This is a genomic window from Thermomonospora curvata DSM 43183 (assembly GCF_000024385.1).
GTDB lineage: Bacteria > Actinomycetota > Actinomycetes > Streptosporangiales > Streptosporangiaceae > Thermomonospora > Thermomonospora curvata.
Genome location: NC_013510.1, coordinates 2,531,742 through 2,550,995, shown reverse-complemented (window position 1 = coordinate 2,550,995; position 19,254 = coordinate 2,531,742). Strand labels below are relative to the sequence as shown.

Below are 19,254 nucleotides of genomic sequence, written 5' to 3'. Positions count from 1 at the left end.
TTCGACGGGGGGTTCACCTAGGCGATGTCCTTTTCTGCCTCGCTTGCCGGCGCCGCCCCGGCGGGCGGGGCGGGCGGGCGGCGGCCCAGCATGTCCAGGCGGTTCAGGACGGGGTTGCCGGCGATGACCTTGGTGAAGCTGACGAACTCGCTGGCGACGTTCAAGGCGACCAGGCCGGCCAGCACCGCCAGGCGGGGCCCGCGCTCCAGCCGCGTCGCGGCCAATCCCAGCAGGGCGCCGAGGGCGTTGGCGCCGGCGTCACCCAGCATCGCCCGCTCTCCCAGGTCCTCGGGCAGCAGCGCGATCGCGGCGCCCAGCGGGGCGGCCACCACGGCGGCCCGGCCCGCTCCCCCGGCCGCCAGCGGCGTCCCGGTCAGCAGCCCCACCTTGATGGCCCGTCCGGGACGCAGGTCGAACAGGTTCATCAAATTGGCGGCGGCGGCCACCACCGCGCCGCCGGTCAGCACATCGAAGGCCCGTCCGGCGCGGGTGGGCGCCGCCGTGCCGGCCAGGGCGGCGGCGGCCAGCCCGCAGGTCCCGATCCCGACGATCTTGACCGCGCCGCTGGTGACCTCGCCGCGCGCCAACGCCCCCAGGTGCCCTTTGAATCCCCGGGAGGAGGCCGAGCCGGCCAGGTCGTCGTAGGCGCCCAGCGCCCCGCACACGGTGCCGGCCAGCAGCGCGGCGGCGCGCACCCGGCCGGGCAGCCCGGGGGTCAGCGCTCCCCCCACCGCGGCCCCGGCCACCAGCGCCGGGCCCTCCAGCAGGGTGACCGGCTCGCCCCGGTGGTTGGTGCGGCCCCACACCCGCCGGCCGTCCCGCCCTTTGCAGCCGGGCGGGTTGCGGGTGAGCGCGGCGTAGGCCAGGCGGGCCGCGGCGGCTCCCGCCAGCCCGCCGACGATCAGGGACTTCACCGTCTTCTGCACTGTCATCCGCTGCCTCCTGGGGCCGGGGAGGGCAGGTAGGAGCCGGCGCCGTCGCCGGTGCCGAAGTGCCCGGTGCGGCCGGCCAGCTGCTCCTGCAGGGCCAGCACGGTGACGATGCGGCCGGAGGAGTAGTCGATGGCGTCGACCGAGGAGACCCGCTCACCGGCCTCCGAGTCGCGCAGCGCGGCGATCAGCCCGCCCTCGCCGGCGGCGGTGAGCGGACCGGCCACCACACTGCCGCGCCCGGCCGCATCCAGCGCGTCCGCCAGCGCGATCAGCGCCTTGTTGTCGGCGTCGGCCCCGTCCTGGTAGGGGGAGGAGGGTGCGACCATGACGGCGAGTGTCGCATGCTGGGCGGGTTTTCCGCTGGTGGTCACGAAACCCGCCGACTTGAACGCCTCCAGGATCGACTTGCCGGAGGCGTCGTCGCGCAGCGCCTCGGAGGCGTCGTCGGTCACCAGCGCCGCGGCCAGCACCCGGGCGGCCTTGTCGTAGGGGCCGGCGTTGCCGGAGAAGGTCATGCCGGCCGGCCGCAGCTGCTCGGCGAGCTGGTCCACGGTGGCCACCTGGTCGTCGTCCAGGTACTTCTTCTGGACGGTGACGCGGCCGGTGACGGTGGCCCCGGCGCCCTTGTCGCCCAGCAGCTCGGCGATCCGGTCCAGGCTCTCCTGGCCCGCGCCGGGCGTCTCGATCAGCACCACCGACTGGTTCTTCAGCCGCCCGGCCAGCAGCTGCGGGGCGAGCGTGCGGGCGAACTGTTCTTCGCCGTCGCTTTGCCGCTGCAGCTCGCGCTGGCGGGCGCGCAGCTCCTCGTTGCGCTTGCCGGCGGCGGCGGCCTCCTTCTTCAAGGTGCCCAGCAGCGGGTCGCTGAGCGCGGTGGCGCCCAGCACCAGCCCCACCGCCAGGGCCAGGAACACCGCGACGAGGGAGACGAGGTGGTAACGGAAATCGATCACGTCAGCAGTCCGGTCAACCAGAAGAGGAAGGCGTGCCAGCGTTCGGCCAACAGCGGCCAGATCACCTCCCCGGTCGGGGAGACCAGCACGGCCACGGTCATGGCGATGAACGCCCCCAGCACCAGCAACAGCAGCGACCCGCCGGAGATGCGGCTGCGGTACAGCCGGGAGACGCCCTTGGCGTCCACCAGCTTGCTGCCCACCCGCAGCCGGGTCAGGAAGGTGCTGGCCATCCCGGCGCGGCCCTTGTCGAGGAACTCCTCCATGTTGGCGTGCGTGCCGACCGCCACGATCAAGGAGGCGCCCTTGTCGTCGGCCAGCAGCATCGCGATGTCCTCGCTGGTGGCGGTGGCGGGGAAGATCACCGCGTCCAGCCCCAGCTCCTTGACCCGTTTCAGGCCGGGGGCCCGGCCGTCCCGGTAGGCGTGCACGACCAGCTCGGCGCCGCAGGTCAGCGCCTCGTCGGAGACCGAGTCCATGTCCCCGACGATCATGTCGGGCCGGTAGCCGGCCTCCAGCAGCGCGTCCGCGCCGCCGTCCACCCCGATCAGCACCGGCCGGTACTCGCGGATGTAGGGGCGCAGCGTGGCGATGTCCTCGCGGTAGTGGTAGCCGCGCACCACGATCAGCGCGTGCCGCCCCTCGATCGGGGTGGCCACGTCCGGGACGCCGACGCCGTCGATGAGCAGTTCGCGTTCGCGCCGGATGTACTCCATGGTGTTGGCGGCGAACGCCTCGATCTGGTCGGCCAGGCCCGCCTTGGCGGCGGTCAGCGCGGCCTCCACCGACTCGGGGGTCTGCTCGATGCCCTGGGCGATCACCTCGTCGCCGCGCAGCACGGCGCCGCCGCTAACCCGCACCGTCTCGCCCTCGCTGAGCTTGGTGAAGATCTCCGGGCCGACGTCGTCGATGAGCGGGATGCCGGCCTCCAGCAGGATCTGCGGCCCCATGTTGGGGTAGCGGCCGGAGATGCTGGGGGCGGCGTTGATCACGGCGGCGGCCTGGCAGGACACCAGCGCCTCGGCGCTGACCCGGTCCAGGTCCACATGGTCGATCACGGCGATCTCGCCGGGCTGCAGCCGCTTGGTCAGCTTCTTGGTGCGGCGGTCCAGCCGGACCGTGGCCCACACCCCCGGGCGTTCGCCGGCCCCGGCCGCGCCGAGCCTGAGGATGCGCCGCGGCAGCCGCAACGGGAGGAGGCGGGCGCGCCGCTCGGCCGCCTGTGGAAAGACCTTCATGGAATGAGGAGAGTGCGCGCCTTGCCGTCCGGTTCGCAGAACACGTGATTCCTCCCTGTCTGCACATGCTGCGTTGCGGCGTGTCAGCGACAAGCGAGCTGATACGCGCCAAAGCGCCGCCCCCGCCGTCGCGGCGGCACGGAGGCCGGCCGCCTGCGCAGGCGGCGTGCGGCCTCGCCGAAGGAGGATATCCCTCCCGGCGAGGCGGTCGGCCGCGGAGCGGACCCGCCTGACGGCGACCGTGGAACTTCCCTCCGCGCGGGAGGAGGCCGGCGACTGCCATCCTGCCAGAGCCGGAACGCCGCAGGCCGCCAAGGCGGCGCTTTGGGCGTGTCCGCCCCTTCAGGTGGCCTGCCGCTCCCGGGCGGCCAGCTCCAGCAGCTCCTCGGCGTGGGCGCGGCCGAGCTCGGAGTCCTCCAGCCCGGCCAGCATCCGCGACAGCTCCCTGACGCGGCCCTCGTGGTCCAGCACGGTCACGCCGCTGCGGGTGACCGAGCCGTCGTCGGACTTGGCGACCAGCAGGTGCTGGTCGGCGAACGCGGCGACCTGCGGCAGGTGGGTGACCACGATCACCTGGGAGGTGCGGGCCAGGCGGGCCAGGCGGCGGCCGATCTCGACCGCGGCCTTGCCGCCCACCCCGGCGTCGACCTCGTCGAAGACGAACGTGGGCACCGGGTCGGCGCCGGCGAAGACCACCTCGATCGCCAGCATCACCCGCGACAGCTCGCCGCCGGAGGCGCCCTTGTGCAGCGGCAGCGGCGGCGCCCCCGGGTGGGGGGCCAGCAGGATCTCCACCTCGTCGGCGCCGTGCGGGCCGAACTCCTCGGTGGCGGTGACGTTCACCACCACCCGGGCGTGCGGCATGGCCAGCGCGGTCAGCTCCTCGGTGACCGCGGCCGAAAAACGCTCGGCGGCGCGGGAGCGCACCGCCGTCAGCTCGGCGGCCAGCTCCCCCAGCCGCTGCTCCAGCTCGGCCTGCTCGGCGCGCAGCCGCTCGATGCGCTCATCGTCGCCCTCCAGCTCCGCCAGCCGCGCCGCCGACCGCTGCGCCCAGGCCAGCACGTCCTCCAGGGTGGGGCCGTATTTGCGGGTCAGCGCGTTCAGCTCGGCGCGCCGTTCCTGCACGGCCGCCAGGCGGATCGGGTCGGCCTCCACCGACTCGGCGTAGGCGGCCAGCTCGGTGGCGGCATCGGAGATCAGGTAGCCGGCCTCGGCCAGCCGGTCGGCCAGCTGCCCCAGCGCCGGGTCGTGGTCGCGGACGCCCTCCAGGGCGTTGCGCGCCGTCCCCAGCAGGGTCATCACGTCGGCGGGGGTCAGCGCGGCGGCGTCCGGGTCGCCCAGCAGGGCCTGGTGGGCGGTGGTGGCGGCGGTGCGCAGGGCGTCGGCGTTGCCCAGCCGCTCGGCCTCGGCGGCCAGCTCGGCGTCCTCACCGGCCTTGGGGTCGACCTTTTCGATCTCCTCCAGGCCAAAGCGCAGCATCTCGGCCTCGGCGGCGCGTTCGCGGGCCTGGGCGGTCAGCTCCTCCAGCTGCGCGGTGACCTTGCGGTGCCGCTGGTAGGCGGCGGTGTAGGCGCGCAGCGGAGCGGCGAGCTCCCGCCCGGCGTAGCGGTCCAGCGCGGCGCGCTGCCGGCCGGGCTGCAGCAGCCGCTGCTGGTCGGACTGGCCGTGCACGGCCACCAGGTCGTCGGCCAGCGCGATCAGCAGGCCGACCGGCACCGACCGGCCGCCCAGATGGGCCCGCGAGCGGCCCTCGGCCGACACCGACCGGGTGATGATCAGGGTGTCTTCGTCCAGCTCGGCGCCGGCCTCGGCGACCCGGGAGGCCACCCGCCCGGCGGGGTCGACCACGATCCGGCCCTCGACGGTGGCGCGTCCGGCGCCGGGCCGCACCCGCTGGGGGTCGGCGCGCCCGCCGAACAGCAGGCCCAGGCTGGTGACCACCATGGTCTTGCCCGCCCCGGTCTCTCCGGTGACCACGTTGAACCCCGGGGACAGTTCCAGGACCGCCTCGTCGATCACGCCGAGGCCCTGGATCCGAACCTCCTCGACCATCGGCCGCACGAGCGTCACACCCTCTCCTTGGTCGACGGTCCGAAGATTATCCCGCGCCTCGGTCACCGGCGTTGCCGTCGCCCGCCGCCCCCTTCTTCAGGGAGTGCCCGGCCACGCCAGCCCGTCACCGGCAATCCGAATTTGGTCACCAGCCGGTCGGTGAAGGGGGTCTGGTGGAGCCTGGCCAGCCTGACCGGCACGGCGCCGCGCCGCACCTCCACCCGGGCCCCCGGCGGCAGGCCCACCGTGCGGCGCCCGTCGCACCACAGCACGGCGCGGGGGGTGTCGGGCAGCACCTCCACGGCCACCGCCGAGCGGGGGGAGACCACCAGCGGACGGGCGAACAGGGCGTGCGCGCTGATCGGCACCACCAGCATCGCCTCCACCTGCGGCCACACCACCGGGCCGCCGGCGGAGAAGGCGTAGGCGGTGGAGCCGGTCGGGGTGGCGCACACCACCCCGTCGCAGCCCCAGTGCGACAGCGGCCGGCCGTCGACCTCGACGACGACCTCCAGCATCCGCTCCCGTTCGGCCTTCTCCACGGTGGCCTCGTTGAGCGCCCAGGTGGTGGCGGCCACCGTGCCGTTGCGGTGGACGGTCACGTCGATGGTCATCCGCTCCTCGACGTGGTAGCGCCGCTCGACGACCCGTTCGACGGTGGAGGTCAGATCGTCGCGTTCGGCCTCGGCCAGGAAACCGACGTGGCCGAGGTTGACGCCCAGCAGCGGGGTGCCCGACATGCGCACCAGGTCGGCGGCGCGCAGGATGGTGCCGTCCCCGCCGAGCACGATCACCAGTTCGGCGTCCTGGGCCGCGGCGGCCGTGCCGGGCAGCGCCTGCACCCCGGCGCAGTGCAGCTCGGGGGCCTCTTCGTCCAGGACCCGCACGGTGATGCCGGCCTTGCTGAGCCGTTCGATGACCAGTTGCGCGCTGCGGACCGCCTCCGGGCGTCCGGTGTGCGCGACGACCAGCACCGACCTGCCGCTCACCGATCACCCCCGCCGCCTGCGGCGCGGTCCCCGGTGCCCTCACGCATCATCGCCGGTTGCCGGGGTGAGCTCATTGCGGACCCTCCGCGATGGCCCGCTCCAGATCCGCCTCCTGCAACGGCGGCGCCCCGGAGCGCAGCCACAGGAAGTACTCCACGTTGCCGGACGGACCGGGCAGGGGGCTGGCGGTCACCCCGAGCACGCCCAGTCCCAGCGTCGCGGCGCAGGCGGCCACCTCCCGGACGGCCTCGGCGCGCAGCGCCGGGTCGCGCACCACCCCGCCGGCCCCGACCCGCTCCCGGCCGACCTCGAACTGCGGCTTGACCATCAGCACGAAGTCGGCCTCGGGCGCCGCGCAGCGCCGCAGCGGCGCCAGCACCAGCCGCAGCGAGATGAACGACAGGTCGCCCACGACCAGGGTGGGCGGCTCGCCCGGCAGCTGCTCGGGGGTCAGGTCGCGCACGTTGACCCGCTCCAGGGCGGTGACCCGCGCATCGGTGCGCAGCGACCAGGCCAGCTGGCCGTAGCCGACATCGACGGCGATCACGTGGGCGGCGCCGGCGCGCAGCAGCACGTCGGTGAAACCGCCGGTGGAGGCCCCGGCGTCCAGGCAGCGGCGGCCCTCGACCCGCAAGGCAGTGAACGCCTTGAGCGCCCCGGCGAGCTTGTGCCCGCCGCGGGAGACGTACTCGGGGTCCTGCCCGGCGCCGGCGACGACGATGGCCGCGTCGGCCGCCACCTGGGTGGCCGCCTTGGTGGCCGGCCGGCCGCCGACCCGTACCCGGCCCTGTTCGATCAGCTCGCGGGCCTGCTCCCGGGAGCGGGCCAGGTTGCGCCGCACCAGCTCGGCGTCCAGCCGTCGCCTCGTCACCGCCATCGCGGCGCCTCCCCGCCTCCCTCGCTCGTCACCATTCCCGTTTCGGCCCGGTCCCCTATTGCCTCTGCCGTTTCCTCCCCGCCCTCGGTACGGACGCCGTGGGCCCCGGCGTTCACCGCACGGGCGGTCACGGGCGTCCGTCAGGGCGCGCAGGGACGATACCCGGTCCGGGGGGACGGGGCGTCGGCGGCCCGGCCGTCTCCTGGTCGACGGAGGTCAGGACGTCCTGCAGCCGCCGGTGGACGTCCTCGAAGACCGCCACATGCTCCGACACCGGCAGGCGGGCCAGCTCCGCCAGCCTGCCCAGCGCGGCGTCCACCTTCTCCTCGCCGGTCGGCTCGGGGGGCGGGGCGGCGGGGAAGGGCACCGCGGCGGGCGGGGGCGGGGCGGGGGCGGGGCGCCAGGTCCCGTCCTCGGAGATCTCCAGGGCGGGCGCGGTCCCGGCCTGGTCCGCCGGGGGTTCACCGGACATGTGCTCCCTCCAAGACAGCCCCGGGCCGGCCGCCCGGGTCGCTTCGCGTCGTGGTGAACGCTACCGTCCTGGGGGCGGCATCGTCGGCGACCGATGGGGGAACTGCCTGATCATGGCGAACGAGGAGGAGTGCCGGGCCGCGCTGGACCTCATCCGCGCCCGGCTGGCGAAGGTGCATCCCGAGCTGTTCGCCGAGCACGTGGTGGAGCGGACGATCAGCTGCCGGATCAGCGATCTGGGCCTGACGTTGCATTCTGCGATTCACCGGGGCGGGCTGGACCCGTTCGAGCCCGCCGAGGACGCCCGGCCGGCCCAGGTGCGGCTGACCGTCAGCAGCGATGACCTGGTGGCGTTGGCCAACGACGAGTTGCACGCGGCCAAGGCGTGGGCCACCGGACGGCTGAAGGTGGAGGCCGGCTTCCGGGACCTGCTGCGACTGCGCAAGCTGCTATGACGGCTGCCGCCGCACGGGCCGCAGGCGGTCACGCCAGGCCGAGGCGGGCCAGCGCCGGGGCGACGGCCGCCGCCTTCGCCGGCTCATCAGAGCGCCAGGCGGCCGCGCACAGGGCGCGCAGGCCGTCATAGGGGTCCCCCTCGCCGGTCAGCTCGATCTTCGTGCCGTTCCAGCGGGCGCTCCAGCCCCGGCAGTGGCATCCGTGCTCGTCCCGCCGCACCGCAGGGTGGGGCACCAGCAGGCCGCCCAGGTCGGCGGCCAGATAGGTGGGGCGGTGCCGGGGAGGGGCGGTCAGCGCGGCGAGCGGGTCGGTGACGCCGGTGAAGACCAGCAGGCTGTCGGCGCCGCCGTTGTGGGCGCCCTCGATGTCGGTGTCGAGCCGGTCGCCCACCACCAGCGGGCGGCGCGCCCCGGTCCGCAGAATCGACTCGGCGTGCAGGGGGCGTTCGGGTTTGCCGGTGACGATCGGTTCCACCCCGGTCGCCGCCCGGATCACCTGCATCAGCGCACCGTTGCCGGGGGCGGGCGGGCCGTCCCCGCGCGGGATGGTCAGATCGCCGTTGGAAGCCACGAACAGCGCGCCCTGCGCCACCGCCTGCGCCCCCTGGGCGATCAGCCCGTACGACAGATTCGGGTCATAGCCCTGGACCACGGCGGCGGGGCGTTCGGCCGCCGTGGAAACCGGCACCAGGCCCTGGGCGTACAGCGCGTGCCGCAGGCCCATCCCGCCGACCACCAGCACCTTGGCGCCGCGGGGCAGCCGTTCGGCCAGCAGCCGGGCGGCGGCCTGCGCGGAGGTCACCACGTCCTGTTCGGTGGCCGGCACCCCCACCCGGGTGAGCAGCGCGGCGACCGCGCCGGGGGTGCGGGAGGCGTTGTTGGTGACGAACGCCGTCCGCTGCCCGGCCGCCCGTGCCTTGGCCAGCGCCTCGGGCGCACCGGGCACGGCGCGCTGCCCGACGTAGACCACGCCGTCGAGGTCGAGCAGCGCCACGTCGTAGGCCTCGCACAGGGGACGGTCGCATCCACGCACGGAAAACGTTCCTCCTCCGCTCGGTTCCGGCCACGGCTCATCATCGTCCCCCGGCGGGGCGGCTCGTCCTCCCCCGGGGGTGGGAGACCGCCGGTGACCGCTTCGTGCCGGCGGAGGGTGGTGCGCCCGGTCTTCGCCGGCCGCCCGGGGCCAGGCGGCCGGCGAAGAGCCCGGGTCAGCGCCGTGCCGCCAGTGTCGCCCGCACGTGCCGCAGCGCCTGGGCGTAGTGCTTGTTCTCCGGTCGCATCGCCACGGCCAGCGCCAGCGGCTCCACGGCCTCCTCGAAGTCGCCCAGCCGCGACAGCGACAGCCCCAGCCCGAACAACGCGTAGTCCTCGGCGGGGTTCTCCTGGACGATCCAGCGGAAGCTCTCGGCCGCTTCGGCGAAACGCCGCGCCCCGTACTGGGCTCGTGCCAGCGCCTCCCGGATGCTGCGGGAGGACGGCTCGGCATCGGCCGCCCGCTGCAGCAGCTGCGCGGCCGCCGCCGGGCTCCCCGATCCCAGCAGTTCGAGCCCCCGCATGTACCACTCGTAGACGCCCCCGCCGGGAGCGCCGCTTTCCGTCTCCTGAGCGCCGCCACCGGTCATGCCGGGTGCTGCGGATTCGTCTCGCGTGATGCCTGGATGACCACCACCGGGCGCGGTGTGCATACCAGGGGTCGTGGAGAGGTCTGCTTCGCCGGTTCTCGGATCGGTGCCGTCGGTGGTGTTCGGGGGTGCGGTGGGTTCTTCGCCGGGGGAATCCTCTGTTCCCTGTGGTCCTTGTACTCCCATATGGACCTCCCCTCAGACCCTGGTCTCGACCGTACCCGGTCGTCAGACACGATTGCCTCCCCAATTACCATGCCCACGGTGGATGCCGATCTCCCCTTTAACGGGACTCCCGAGGAATTCAGCGCCCAGATCTTCGGCGCCGCAGAACCGTGGCCGGCCGGTGACGCCGGCGCCCAAGGGCTGGAGTTGAGGCCGTTTCGGGGAGTGCGGTTCGCGCCCGAGGCGGTGGGGGACCTGGCCGCGGTGACCACCCCGCCCTACGACCTGATCGACGCCGGTGAGGTCGAGCGGCTGCTGGCCAGCGACGGGCACAACGTGGTCCGGCTGATCCTGCCGCCCGGTGACGCCGACGGCTACCGGCGGGCCGCCGCCACGTTGCGCCGGTGGCTGGCGGAGGGCGTGCTGATCGCCGACGAGGTTCCCGCCCTGTACATCTACGAGGTCCACGCCGGGGACGGCCTGCACCAGCGCGGGCTGATCGGCGCGCTCGGGCTGCGCCCGGAGTCGGCCGGGGTGATCTTGCCGCACGAGGACGTCTTTCCCGGCCCGGTCCGCGACCGCCTGGCGCTGATGAGCGCCACCGGCGCCAATCTGGAACCCATCTTCCTCGTCTACGACGGCGAGGCCGCGGCGCCGCGGCGCACCTCGGACCTGGTGGAGGCGATCGCCGACCGGACCGCCCCGCTCGTGGAGTTCCACGGCAGGGACGGGACCCGCCATCGGCTGTGGCGAGTGACCGATCCCGCGGTGCAGGAGCGGCTCGCGGCGGGGCTGCGGGAATGCCGGGCGCTCATCGCCGACGGGCATCACCGGTACGCCACCTACCGGGCGCTGCAGGCCCGGCACCGTGCGGCCGGGGACGGGCCGGGGCCGTGGGACTACGGGCTGGCGCTGCTGGTCGACTCCGCCCGCCATCCGCCGCGTCTGGGGGCCATTCACCGGGTGCTGCCGGGGCTGGCGCCCGAGACGGCGGTGGAACGCGCCAAGGCGGCCTTCCGGGTCACCGAGCTCCAGGACGGGCTGCAGGAGGCCGTCAAGGAACTGGCGACGCGACGGCCGGCGTTCCTGCTGGGCGGCGGGGAGCGGCTGTATCTGCTCACCGACCCCGACGCCCGGCACTTGGCGCAGGCGATGCCCGCGGGCCGCTCCGAGCGGTGGCGGCGGCTGGACACCGCGGTGCTGGACCGGCTCCTCATCGCACGGCTATGGGGCATCACGGCCGACGAGCGCACCGTCCGGGTCGTCCACGACGATCCAGAGGCCGCCATAGAGCAGGCCCGGCGGGCCGGCGGCACCGCCGTCATCGTGAACCCGCTGTCGGTCGCCGACGTGCTGGCGGTGGCCGCGGGGGGCGAACGGGTGCCGCGCAAGTCCACCTCCTTTGCTCCCAAACCGCGCACCGGGCTGGTGCTGCGGCTGCTAGACCTGGACTGATCCCTTTCCGCTCCTACGATGGGACCGGCGGGCCGGCCCTGCCAGGCCCGTCCGCAACTGTGGACGAGCGGACCTTCCAGCAGGCCCGGCGGGATCTCGCCGCAACCGGCCGAAACGCTGCGAAGGTCCGCCTTGTGAGCGGAGCCGCCGATGAGCACCCAGAGTTTGATCACCCCGCTGGGCGATGAGGTCTATGAGATCGACACCCAGCTGGCCGGCCACCCCGGCATCACCGCCGGGTACCTGATCCGCTCCGACCGGCCCTGCCTGGTGGAGCCCGGCACCAGCGGGTCGGCGCCGACGGTGCGGCGGGCGCTGACCGAACTGGGGATCGGGCCGCGGGACCTGGCGACCGTGGTGGTGACGCACATCCACCTCGACCACGCCGGCGGGGTCGGCGACATCGCGCGGATGTACCCGCAGGCCGAGATCGTCGTGCACGAAAAGGGCGCCCGGCACCTGGCCGACCCGCAGCGGCTGATGCGCAGCGCCCGGATGGTCTACGGCGACCTGCTCGACACCCTGTTCGGCGAGCTGAAGCCGACCGAGGCGGCGCGCATCCGGGCGGTGGAGGAGACCGGGGTGATCGACCTGGGCGGCGGGCGGCGGTTGCAGTCGCACTACTCCCCCGGCCACGCCAAGCACCACATAGGGCTGCTGGACTCGCTCACCGGCGACCTGTACGTCGGGGACGCCGCGGGCGTCTACATCCCCGAGACCGCCGACGTGCGCCCGGCGACGCCCCCGCCGGACTTCGACCTGGACACCGCGCTGGCCTCCTTGGAGAAGTTCCGGGCGCTGCGTCCCCAGCGGCTGCTGTTCGCCCACTACGGGCCGGTCGAGGCGGTGGAGGACACCCTCGACCGCTCCGCCGAGGAACTGCGGATCTGGGTGGAGGCCGTCCGGGACGCCCGCGACCAGGGCCTGGACCTCGACCACGCGGTCGCGGCCGTCCAGGAACGCACCGCCGGGCGCTACCGGGCCTACGGTCCGGACGCCGACCCGGAGCTGGCCGGCAAGTACGAGATGCTCAGCGGCGTCCGCAGCAACGTCGCCGGCATCATGCACTCCCTCGACAAACACGCCTGAGGGGCGCCTCCCGGCCGGCTGCGCCCTCCGGCGCAACCGGCCGGGCCGTCTCCGTCAGCGCCGGAACGGGCCGGTGATCTCGTAGGTGTAGCCGTCGGTGCCGCCGATGAAGCCGCTGCGGCCCCGCTGGGAGGAGAAGTACAGCCGCGTGCCGTCCGGGGAGAAGGCCGGGCCGGTGATCTCCGACTCGTCATGGCCGAGGACGCGCAGGAACGGCGTCACCACGCCGTCCGGGGTGATCATGTTGATCTCCATGTTCCCGCCGTCCTCAGCCACGTACAGGTCGCCGCTGGAGGCGCCGGTGATGTTGTCGACGCCGGTCAGCGGAGGCTCCCCCTCGGTCACCAGGTCGTCGTCGTAGGCCAGGTCGAGTGTCTCGGCCTCGGCGTCATAGGCCCAGACCCGTCCGTCCCCCTTGGTGGTGAAATAGCAGACCCCTCCGGTGTAGTAGCAGCCCTCGCCGCCGTTGAAACGCATGGCGCCCGGGACCTGGTCGCGGGTCGGGGTCGTCCACAGCCGGGGGTTGGGCACTTTCCGCCAGGTGACGGGGCCGGTGCCGGAGCCGACCAGAACCTCCAGCACCCCCTCGGACAGGTCGCCCCAGACCTTGGGGCGGAAGCGATAGAAACAGCCGTCTCTTTCGTCCTCGGTCAGATAGACGACCTTCCGGACGGGGTCGCAGGCGGCGGCTTCGTGTTTGAAACGCCCCATCGCCGGACGCTGCACGGCGGGCCGGCCGCCCTGCGGGTAGGTCTCGTACACGATGCCGAAGGCGTACTCCTCGCACGACAGCCAGGTCCCCCAGGGGGTGGCTCCGCCCGCGCAGTTCAGCGTGGTCAGGTTGAGGATGCGGTAGGCGTCGACGATGTTGCCGGAGGCGTCGAAACGGACGGCCGAGGCGCCGCCCACCACCGGCACCTCGGAGTTGCTGACATAGATCCAGCCGTCGCCGTCGGGGAAGCAGGCGCCGCCGTCGGGGGCGGGGTGCCAGGTGTAGCGGGTTCCGGGCACCCGCTGCATCGACCGGGCGATCACCCGGCTGGTGAAACCCGCGGGCAGCTGGATGCCGTTGGCGTCGGGCGCCTGCAGCGGCCCGTACGGGCCGACCCCGGGTTGGGCGGGTCCTGCGAACGCCTGCTGCCACAGTCCTCCGGTGAAGGCCGCGGTTCCACCCGCGATGGCCGTGGTGCGCAGGAAGGCTCGGCGGCTCAGCCCGATCGGCATGGTGCTCTCCAACTGTTCACCCGAGACCAGGACGGCCCCCGCCGGAAGGTGACAGCGATCACATCCGGAGGGGCGCAATCTGGTGACTATCGTGCGAAGAGCCTTTGCCGTCAAGTCACATGTTTCGCCGCCTTTATTGACCTGAACGTGAATTTTTCGGGTTCACCCAGGTGAGAGCTTGTATCCGGTGCCTGGTCCGGGACGGGTCTCAGGACACCGGTTCCAGAAGAGCACGTTCAGAGCGCGGCCCGCCGCACCCCGTTTTCGCAGCGGGGTGCGGCGGCACGATCGTCCGCCTGCGCGGGTTCGGTGAGGCCGCGGACCGTTCACCCGCAGCCACTGCGCGGAAAGGTCAGTCGCCGGCCTTCGGAGTGCCCGTCTCCCCACGCGGTCCCTCGCCGTCCACGCCGGTGGACTGCTGCGAGCTCTCCGGGAGGCTCTCATCGGGAACGTCCGCCTTCGGCTCCTCGGCCTCGGCGGACTCCGCAGGCTCCTCATCGTCCGCAGCGGCGGACCGCTGCGGGCCGTCCTCCGAGGACTCTCCGCCCCCGGTCGGACCGTCGGCAGGGGCCTCCGATTTCAGCTCCTCGCCCGAGACTTGCGAAGGGGGTGCGGGCTCTGTGGGTTCCTCGTCCTCCAGGTCGAGGATCTGCAGGCCCTCCAGCTCGGCGTAGCGTTCGGCGGCGTCGGTCTCTCCCTCGCGGTCGGCGGCGGCCGCCCGGGCGAACCACTCGCCGGCCTCCTCTTTGCGTCCCGCCTCCAGCAACGCGTCGGCGTAGGCGTAGAACAGGCGGGTGGACCAGGGACGCAGCCGGGTGTCCCGCAGCTCGGGGATCTGCAAGGTCACCACTGCGGCCTCGGGCTGCCCCATGTCCCGGCGCGCTCCCGACTCCACGATCCGCAGCTCGACCCGGTCGGCCTGGCTCAGCCGCCGGGCCGCCGGCGACTTGGCCAGTTCCAGCGCCCGTTCCGGACGCCCCAGGCCGCGTTCGCAGTCGGCGAGGATGGGCAGGTAGGCGTCCTCGGTCTGGTGCAGCCGCCGAGCCGCCCGCAGTTCGGCCAGCGCATCCGCCCACTGACCGGCGTGGTAGGCGGCCAGTCCCGCCGCCTCCCGGACGACACCGACCCGCGAGGCGAGCCGGCGGGCCTCCTTGGCGTGCAGGTAGGCGGTCGCCGGGTCCTCTTCGATCAGCCGCCCGGCCATCACCAGATGCCTGGCCACCTTGGTCGCCAGTTCCTTGGGCAGCGTGCGCAGTTCGGCGCGCGCCTCGGCGTGCAGTTCCTCCCCGGTGACGTCCTGGGGCACTTCCGGCGCCGCAGAGACGGGTTCCCGCCGTTCGTTCACACGGTTCTTGCCGGTGGCCGGTTCTCCTCGGCGCTCCCAGCGGGCTCCGCCCGGATGTCCCTTGCCGGCCCGCACCGGACGAGATTTGCCGTGGCGTCTCCCGGCCCGGTCCGCCGCATCACGCCGGCGTTCGTACCACGAACCGCTCTTGGACGCTTTCTCAAAACCGCGCTCGTCGTCCCCACGGCGGCCGCCGGGTCCTTGATCTGCGTTCCGAGTCCGCCAAGAGCCCGTGCGGCGATCGCCTTCATCGCGGCCTCGCCGGAAAACCGCAGAGCCCCCCTTTTCCGATCCGGCCGAATCGAACTCTTCCCGCCCGCCGTCCCGGCCTTTTCGGGGGAATCCCTCCCGTCGGGGATCGGAGCCTTCAAAACGACGTTTTCCGCCCCGTCCTTCTTCGGAGGACCAACGGCGAGAACCACGTTCTCCCGATGTCGGAAAACGCCGGCCCGATCTCGCTCCGCCCGGGGAGTCGTTTCTGCGGCGATCACGCCGACCGCCGTCCTTGGGACCTCCTGAGCGCGGCGAAGCTCCACCGTTCCTGCCCCCGCTCTGGGAGGGGTTCTCCCGGTCGGCAGACGCCCCACGGTGCCCGTCGTCGCCCCGCCCCTTGCCACGCCGCTCGCGGTCGTCGCCGCTGCGACGGTTCTTTTCCGCGCTCATCACGTCCGTCACTATCGTTGGTCACCTAATGGATCCAGCATATTTAGCGGATCCTGGACATGGGTTGGGGCTGGAATTCCACCGGGGTGACACCCCCGGGGAACCCAGCCCCAACCCTTTTCGACGTGTGTGTTCCGGCGGTGACCTACTCTCCCACACAGTCTCCCATGCAGTACCATCGGCGCTGGAGGGCTTAACTACCGGGTTCGGAATGGGACCGGGTGTTTCCCCTCCGCCATAACCACCGGAACGCCCAACCCCCACCCCAACCCCCCAAGAGGCCGACCACACCCTCCCCACTCCCCGGGGAAGGGGCCAGACCCACCGGCGGGCCGGTGAGGAAACCCATCATGGACGCTCCCCCCACCCCACACTACAAAACAGGGCGGGAACAGTGGGAACACTCGCTCACGCTGTTCACTTATCAACCAGGACCACACCCACCCCTTGCGGGTGCGGGGTTGTTTCCTGTGAACCACACAGGGACACGAACACCTGTTGACTGCCCAACCACCCAACGGTGTAGGCAAGCCACTCGGCTTATTAGTACCGGTCCACTCCACCCCTCACAGGGCTTCCATGCCCGGCCTATCAACCCAGTCATCTCCTGGGAGCCTTACCCCCACCCCGAAGGGCGGGGAGGGAGACCTCATCTCGGGGCAGGCTTCCCGCTTAGATGCTTTCAGCGGTTATCCCTCCCGAACGTAGCCAACCAGCCATGCCCCTGGCGGGACAACTGGCACACCAGAGGTTCGTCCGTCCCGGTCCTCTCGTACTAGGGACAGCCCCCCATCAAGTCTCCTACGCGCGCAGCGGATAGGGACCGAACTGTCTCGCGACGTTCTAAACCCAGCTCGCGTGCCGCTTTAATGGGCGAACAGCCCAACCCTTGGGACCTACTCCAGCCCCAGGATGCGACGAGCCGACATCGAGGTGCCAAACCATCCCGTCGATATGGACTCTTGGGGAAGATCAGCCTGTTATCCCCGGGGTACCTTTTAGCCGTTGAGCGACACCCCTTCCACACGGAGATGCCGGATCACTAGGCCCTGCTTTCGCACCTGCTCGACACGTCCGTCTCACAGTCAAGCTCCCTTGTGCCCTTGCACTCACCACCTGATGACCAACCAGGCTGAGGGAACCTTTGGGCGCCTCCGTTACCCTTTAGGAGGCAACCGCCCCAGTTAAACTACCCACCAGGCACTGTCCCCCACCCGGATCCACGGGCGCGGGTTAGACGCTCGAAATGACCAGAGTGGTATTTCACCAACGACTCCACCCGAACTAGCGTCCAGGCTTCACAGTCTCCCACCTATCCTACACAAGCCACCTCAAACGCCAATACCAAGCTGTAGTGAAGGTCCCGGGGTCTTTCCGTCCTGCTGCGCGAAACGAGCATCTTTACTCGTACTGCAATTTCGCCGGGCCTGTGGTTGAGACAGCGGGGAAGTCGTTACGCCATTCGTGCAGGTCGGAACTTACCCGACAAGGAATTTCGCTACCTTAGGATGGTTATAGTTACCACCGCCGTTTACCGGCGCTTAGATTCTCACCTTCACCCCCGAAGGGGTTAAGCGGTCCTCTTAACGTTCCGGCACCGGGCAGGCGTCAGTCCGTATACAGCGTCTTACGACTTCGCACGGACCTGTGTTTTTAGTAAACAGTCGCTTCCCCCTGGCCACTGCGACCCCACCCAGCTCCCCCAGCACGTGGGTTCACCAGACAGGGCCCCCCTTCTCCCAAAGTTACGGGGGCAATTTGCCGAGTTCCTTAACCACAGTTCACCCGAACGCCTCGGTATTCTCTACCTGACCACCTGAGTCGGTTTAGGGTACGGGCCGCCGGCATGCTCGCTAGAGGCTTTTCTCGGCAGCATGGGATCACTCACTTCGCCTAAAACGGCTCGGCATCGCACCTCACCCTCAATGCGCGGCGGATTTGCCTACCGCGCGGGCCACATGCTTACCCCAGGACAACCACCGCCTGGGCTGAGCTACCCTCCTGCGTCACCCCATCGCTTACCTACTACCCCGTCGGGTCCCAGCCTCCCCGCAAACACCCACGACCCGAAGGTCGCAGGGGCGGTTCGGGTGGTTAGCATCCGGAGGTTCGATATGGGCGCATACCAGCGGGTACGGGAATATCAACCCGTTGCCCATCGACTACGCCTCACGGCCTCGCCTTAGGTCCCGACTTACCCTGGGCGGAACAGCCTGCCCCAGGAACCCTTAGTCATCCGGCGCACACGATTCTCACGTGTGACTCGCTACTCATGCCTGCATTCTCACTCCCGCAGCCTCCACCACTCGATCCCTCGGCGGCTTCACCGGCTACAGGACGCTCCCCTACCCACCCCGCGCCCTCCCAAGGAGAACACGAGATGCCACGGCTTCGGCGGTGTGCTTGAGCCCCGCTACATTGTCGGCGCGGAATCACTTGACCAGTGAGCTATTACGCACTCTTTCAAGGATGGCTGCTTCTAAGCCAACCTCCTGGTTGTCACGGCAACTCCACATCCTTTACCACTTAGCACACGCTTCGGGGCCTTAGCCGATGATCTGGGCTGTTTCCCTCTCGACCACGAAGCTTATCCCCCGCAGTCTCACTGCCGCGCTCAACTTACCGGCATTCGGAGTTTGGCTGACTTCGGTAACCCGGTAAGGCCCCTAGGCCATCCAGTAGCTCTACCTCCGGCAAGCACCACGCGACGCTGCACCTAAATGCATTTCGGGGAGAACCAGCTATCACGGAGTTTGATTGGCCTTTCACCCCTAGCCACAGGTCATCCCCCAGGTTTTCAACCCTGGTGGGTTCGGGCCTCCACACCGTCTTACCGGCGCTTCACCCTGCCCATGGCTAGATCACCCCGCTTCGGGTCCACAGCATGCGACTCAAACGCCCTCTTCAGACTCGCTTTCGCTACGGCTACCCCACACGGGTTAACCTCGCCACACACCATGACTCGCAGGCTCATTCTTCAAAAGGCACGCCATCACCAACCCCACCAAAGGCAGGGCCAACGGCTCTGACGGCTTGTAGGCATACGGTTTCAGGTACTCTTTCACCACCCCTCACCGGGGCACTTTTCACCATTCCCTCACGGTACTAGTCCGCTATCGGTCACCAGGAAGTATTTAGCCTTACCACGTGGTCGTGGCAGATTCACACGGGATTCCACGGGCCCCGTGCTACTCGGGACAACGCCCGGGAGCCGCATGCGTTTCGCCTACCGGACTCTCACCGTCTACGGTCGACCATCCCAGATCGTTCGGCTACACACACGGTTTCTCACTCCCCGCCAGGCCGGCGGACCCAGCTGGGCGCTCCCACAACCCCGCACACGCAACCCCCGCCGGGTATCACACGCGCACGGTTTAGGCTCCTCCGCTTTCGCTCACCACTACTCACGGAATCACAATTTGTTTTCTCTTCCAGCGGGTACTGAGATGTTTCACTTCCCCGCGTTCCCACCAACCGCCCTATACATTCAGACGGCGGCGACACCCCATGACAGGTGCCAGGTTACCCCATTCGGAAATCCCCGGATCACAGCCTGGTTGCCGGCTCCCCGAGGCATATCGCAGGCTCCCACGTCCTTCATCGGCTCCTGGTGCCAAGGCATCCACCGTATGCCCTTACCAACTTACCAACACCAACCCCTCCACAAAAAAGGGAGGAAACAGGTGGTCGGGCAATCAACAGATGCTCGCGTCCACTATGCAGTTCA

General features: G+C 71.0%; 15 protein-coding genes and 2 rRNA genes. 3 read left to right on the top strand and 14 right to left on the bottom strand.

The genetic code is table 11. From position 1 onward, the window contains the following. Positions 1 to 17 precede the first annotated feature (17 nt). The 7 genes from TCUR_RS10770 to TCUR_RS10740 all read right to left on the bottom strand — a co-directional run bounded on the left by TCUR_RS10770 (position 18) and on the right by TCUR_RS10740 (position 7,510). Entirely contained in the window at positions 18 to 932 is a 915-nt protein-coding gene (locus TCUR_RS10770) for a hypothetical protein (protein WP_012852524.1), read from the bottom strand. Continuing rightward, a complete protein-coding gene (locus TCUR_RS10765) occupies positions 929 to 1,882 on the bottom strand; it encodes a copper transporter (RefSeq protein ID WP_012852523.1) in 954 nt (317 codons plus the stop codon). The genes TCUR_RS10770 and TCUR_RS10765 overlap by 4 nt, the downstream gene beginning before the upstream one ends. Beyond that, positions 1,879 to 3,120 carry a putative cytokinetic ring protein SteA gene (gene steA / locus TCUR_RS10760; protein WP_012852522.1) on the bottom strand — a complete coding sequence of 414 codons (1,242 nt, stop codon included), beginning with the start codon at positions 3,118 to 3,120 and terminating at the stop codon, positions 1,879 to 1,881. Before steA ends, TCUR_RS10765 begins: the two co-directional genes overlap by 4 nt. Positions 3,121 to 3,462: 342 nt before the next feature. Continuing rightward, positions 3,463 to 5,172, bottom strand: a complete 1,710-nt coding sequence (gene recN / locus TCUR_RS10755) for a DNA repair protein RecN (RefSeq protein WP_041441523.1) — start codon at positions 5,170 to 5,172, stop codon at positions 3,463 to 3,465. A gap of 62 nt (positions 5,173 to 5,234) precedes the next feature. Beyond that, positions 5,235 to 6,161, bottom strand: coding sequence for an NAD kinase (locus TCUR_RS10750; protein WP_148232987.1), 927 nt, complete (start codon positions 6,159 to 6,161; stop codon positions 5,235 to 5,237). A gap of 70 nt (positions 6,162 to 6,231) precedes the next feature. Further along, positions 6,232 to 7,038 carry a TlyA family RNA methyltransferase gene (locus TCUR_RS10745; protein WP_012852519.1) on the bottom strand — a complete coding sequence of 269 codons (807 nt, stop codon included), beginning with the start codon at positions 7,036 to 7,038 and terminating at the stop codon, positions 6,232 to 6,234. A gap of 127 nt (positions 7,039 to 7,165) precedes the next feature. Next, positions 7,166 to 7,510, bottom strand: coding sequence for a hypothetical protein (locus TCUR_RS10740; protein ID WP_012852518.1), 345 nt, complete (start codon positions 7,508 to 7,510; stop codon positions 7,166 to 7,168). Positions 7,511 to 7,622: 112 nt separating this feature from the next. On the opposite strand from TCUR_RS10740, the gene TCUR_RS10735 reads away from it, so the two are divergent. After that, positions 7,623 to 7,964: an SCP2 sterol-binding domain-containing protein gene (locus tag TCUR_RS10735; RefSeq protein ID WP_012852517.1), complete on the top strand. Its 342-nt coding sequence runs from the start codon at positions 7,623 to 7,625 to the stop codon at positions 7,962 to 7,964. A gap of 28 nt (positions 7,965 to 7,992) precedes the next feature. Here TCUR_RS10735 and TCUR_RS10730 read toward each other — a convergent pair whose 3' ends face one another. Both TCUR_RS10730 and TCUR_RS10725 read right to left on the bottom strand, forming a co-directional pair. Then, the gene (locus tag TCUR_RS10730; protein WP_012852516.1) at positions 7,993 to 8,997 is read right to left on the bottom strand and encodes an HAD-IIA family hydrolase; all 1,005 of its coding nucleotides are present in this window, start codon (positions 8,995 to 8,997) and stop codon (positions 7,993 to 7,995) included. 175 nt (positions 8,998 to 9,172) lie between these two features. After that, complete coding sequence (locus TCUR_RS10725) at positions 9,173 to 9,586, bottom strand: tetratricopeptide repeat protein (RefSeq protein ID WP_012852515.1); 414 nt, start codon at positions 9,584 to 9,586, stop codon at positions 9,173 to 9,175. Positions 9,587 to 9,841: 255 nt separating this feature from the next. Here TCUR_RS10725 and TCUR_RS10720 point away from each other — a divergent pair, with 255 nt between their 5' ends. Further along, positions 9,842 to 11,206: a DUF1015 domain-containing protein gene (locus TCUR_RS10720; protein ID WP_012852514.1), complete on the top strand. Its 1,365-nt coding sequence runs from the start codon at positions 9,842 to 9,844 to the stop codon at positions 11,204 to 11,206. A 150-nt stretch (positions 11,207 to 11,356) separates the two neighbouring features. After that, positions 11,357 to 12,295 carry an MBL fold metallo-hydrolase gene (locus TCUR_RS10715; protein WP_012852513.1) on the top strand — a complete coding sequence of 313 codons (939 nt, stop codon included), beginning with the start codon at positions 11,357 to 11,359 and terminating at the stop codon, positions 12,293 to 12,295. 54 nt (positions 12,296 to 12,349) lie between these two features. On the opposite strand, the gene TCUR_RS10710 is transcribed toward TCUR_RS10715, so the two are convergent. The 5 genes from TCUR_RS10710 to TCUR_RS10695 all read right to left on the bottom strand — a co-directional run bounded on the left by TCUR_RS10710 (position 12,350) and on the right by TCUR_RS10695 (position 19,176). Beyond that, positions 12,350 to 13,519: an alkaline phosphatase PhoX gene (locus TCUR_RS10710; protein ID WP_012852512.1), complete on the bottom strand. Its 1,170-nt coding sequence runs from the start codon at positions 13,517 to 13,519 to the stop codon at positions 12,350 to 12,352. A 352-nt stretch (positions 13,520 to 13,871) separates the two neighbouring features. Next, entirely contained in the window at positions 13,872 to 14,864 is a 993-nt protein-coding gene (locus TCUR_RS26460; protein WP_245537026.1) for a tetratricopeptide repeat protein, read from the bottom strand. Then, positions 14,861 to 15,355 (bottom strand): hypothetical protein, encoded by a 495-nt coding sequence (locus TCUR_RS26455; protein ID WP_148232986.1) that lies wholly within the window; start codon positions 15,353 to 15,355, stop codon positions 14,861 to 14,863. The genes TCUR_RS26460 and TCUR_RS26455 overlap by 4 nt, the downstream gene beginning before the upstream one ends. A 304-nt stretch (positions 15,356 to 15,659) precedes the next feature. After that, positions 15,660 to 15,776, bottom strand: a 5S ribosomal RNA gene (rrf, locus tag TCUR_RS10700). 273 nt (positions 15,777 to 16,049) lie between these two features. Then, positions 16,050 to 19,176 (bottom strand): 23S ribosomal RNA (locus tag TCUR_RS10695). Between the last annotated feature and the right edge of the window lie 78 nt (positions 19,177 to 19,254).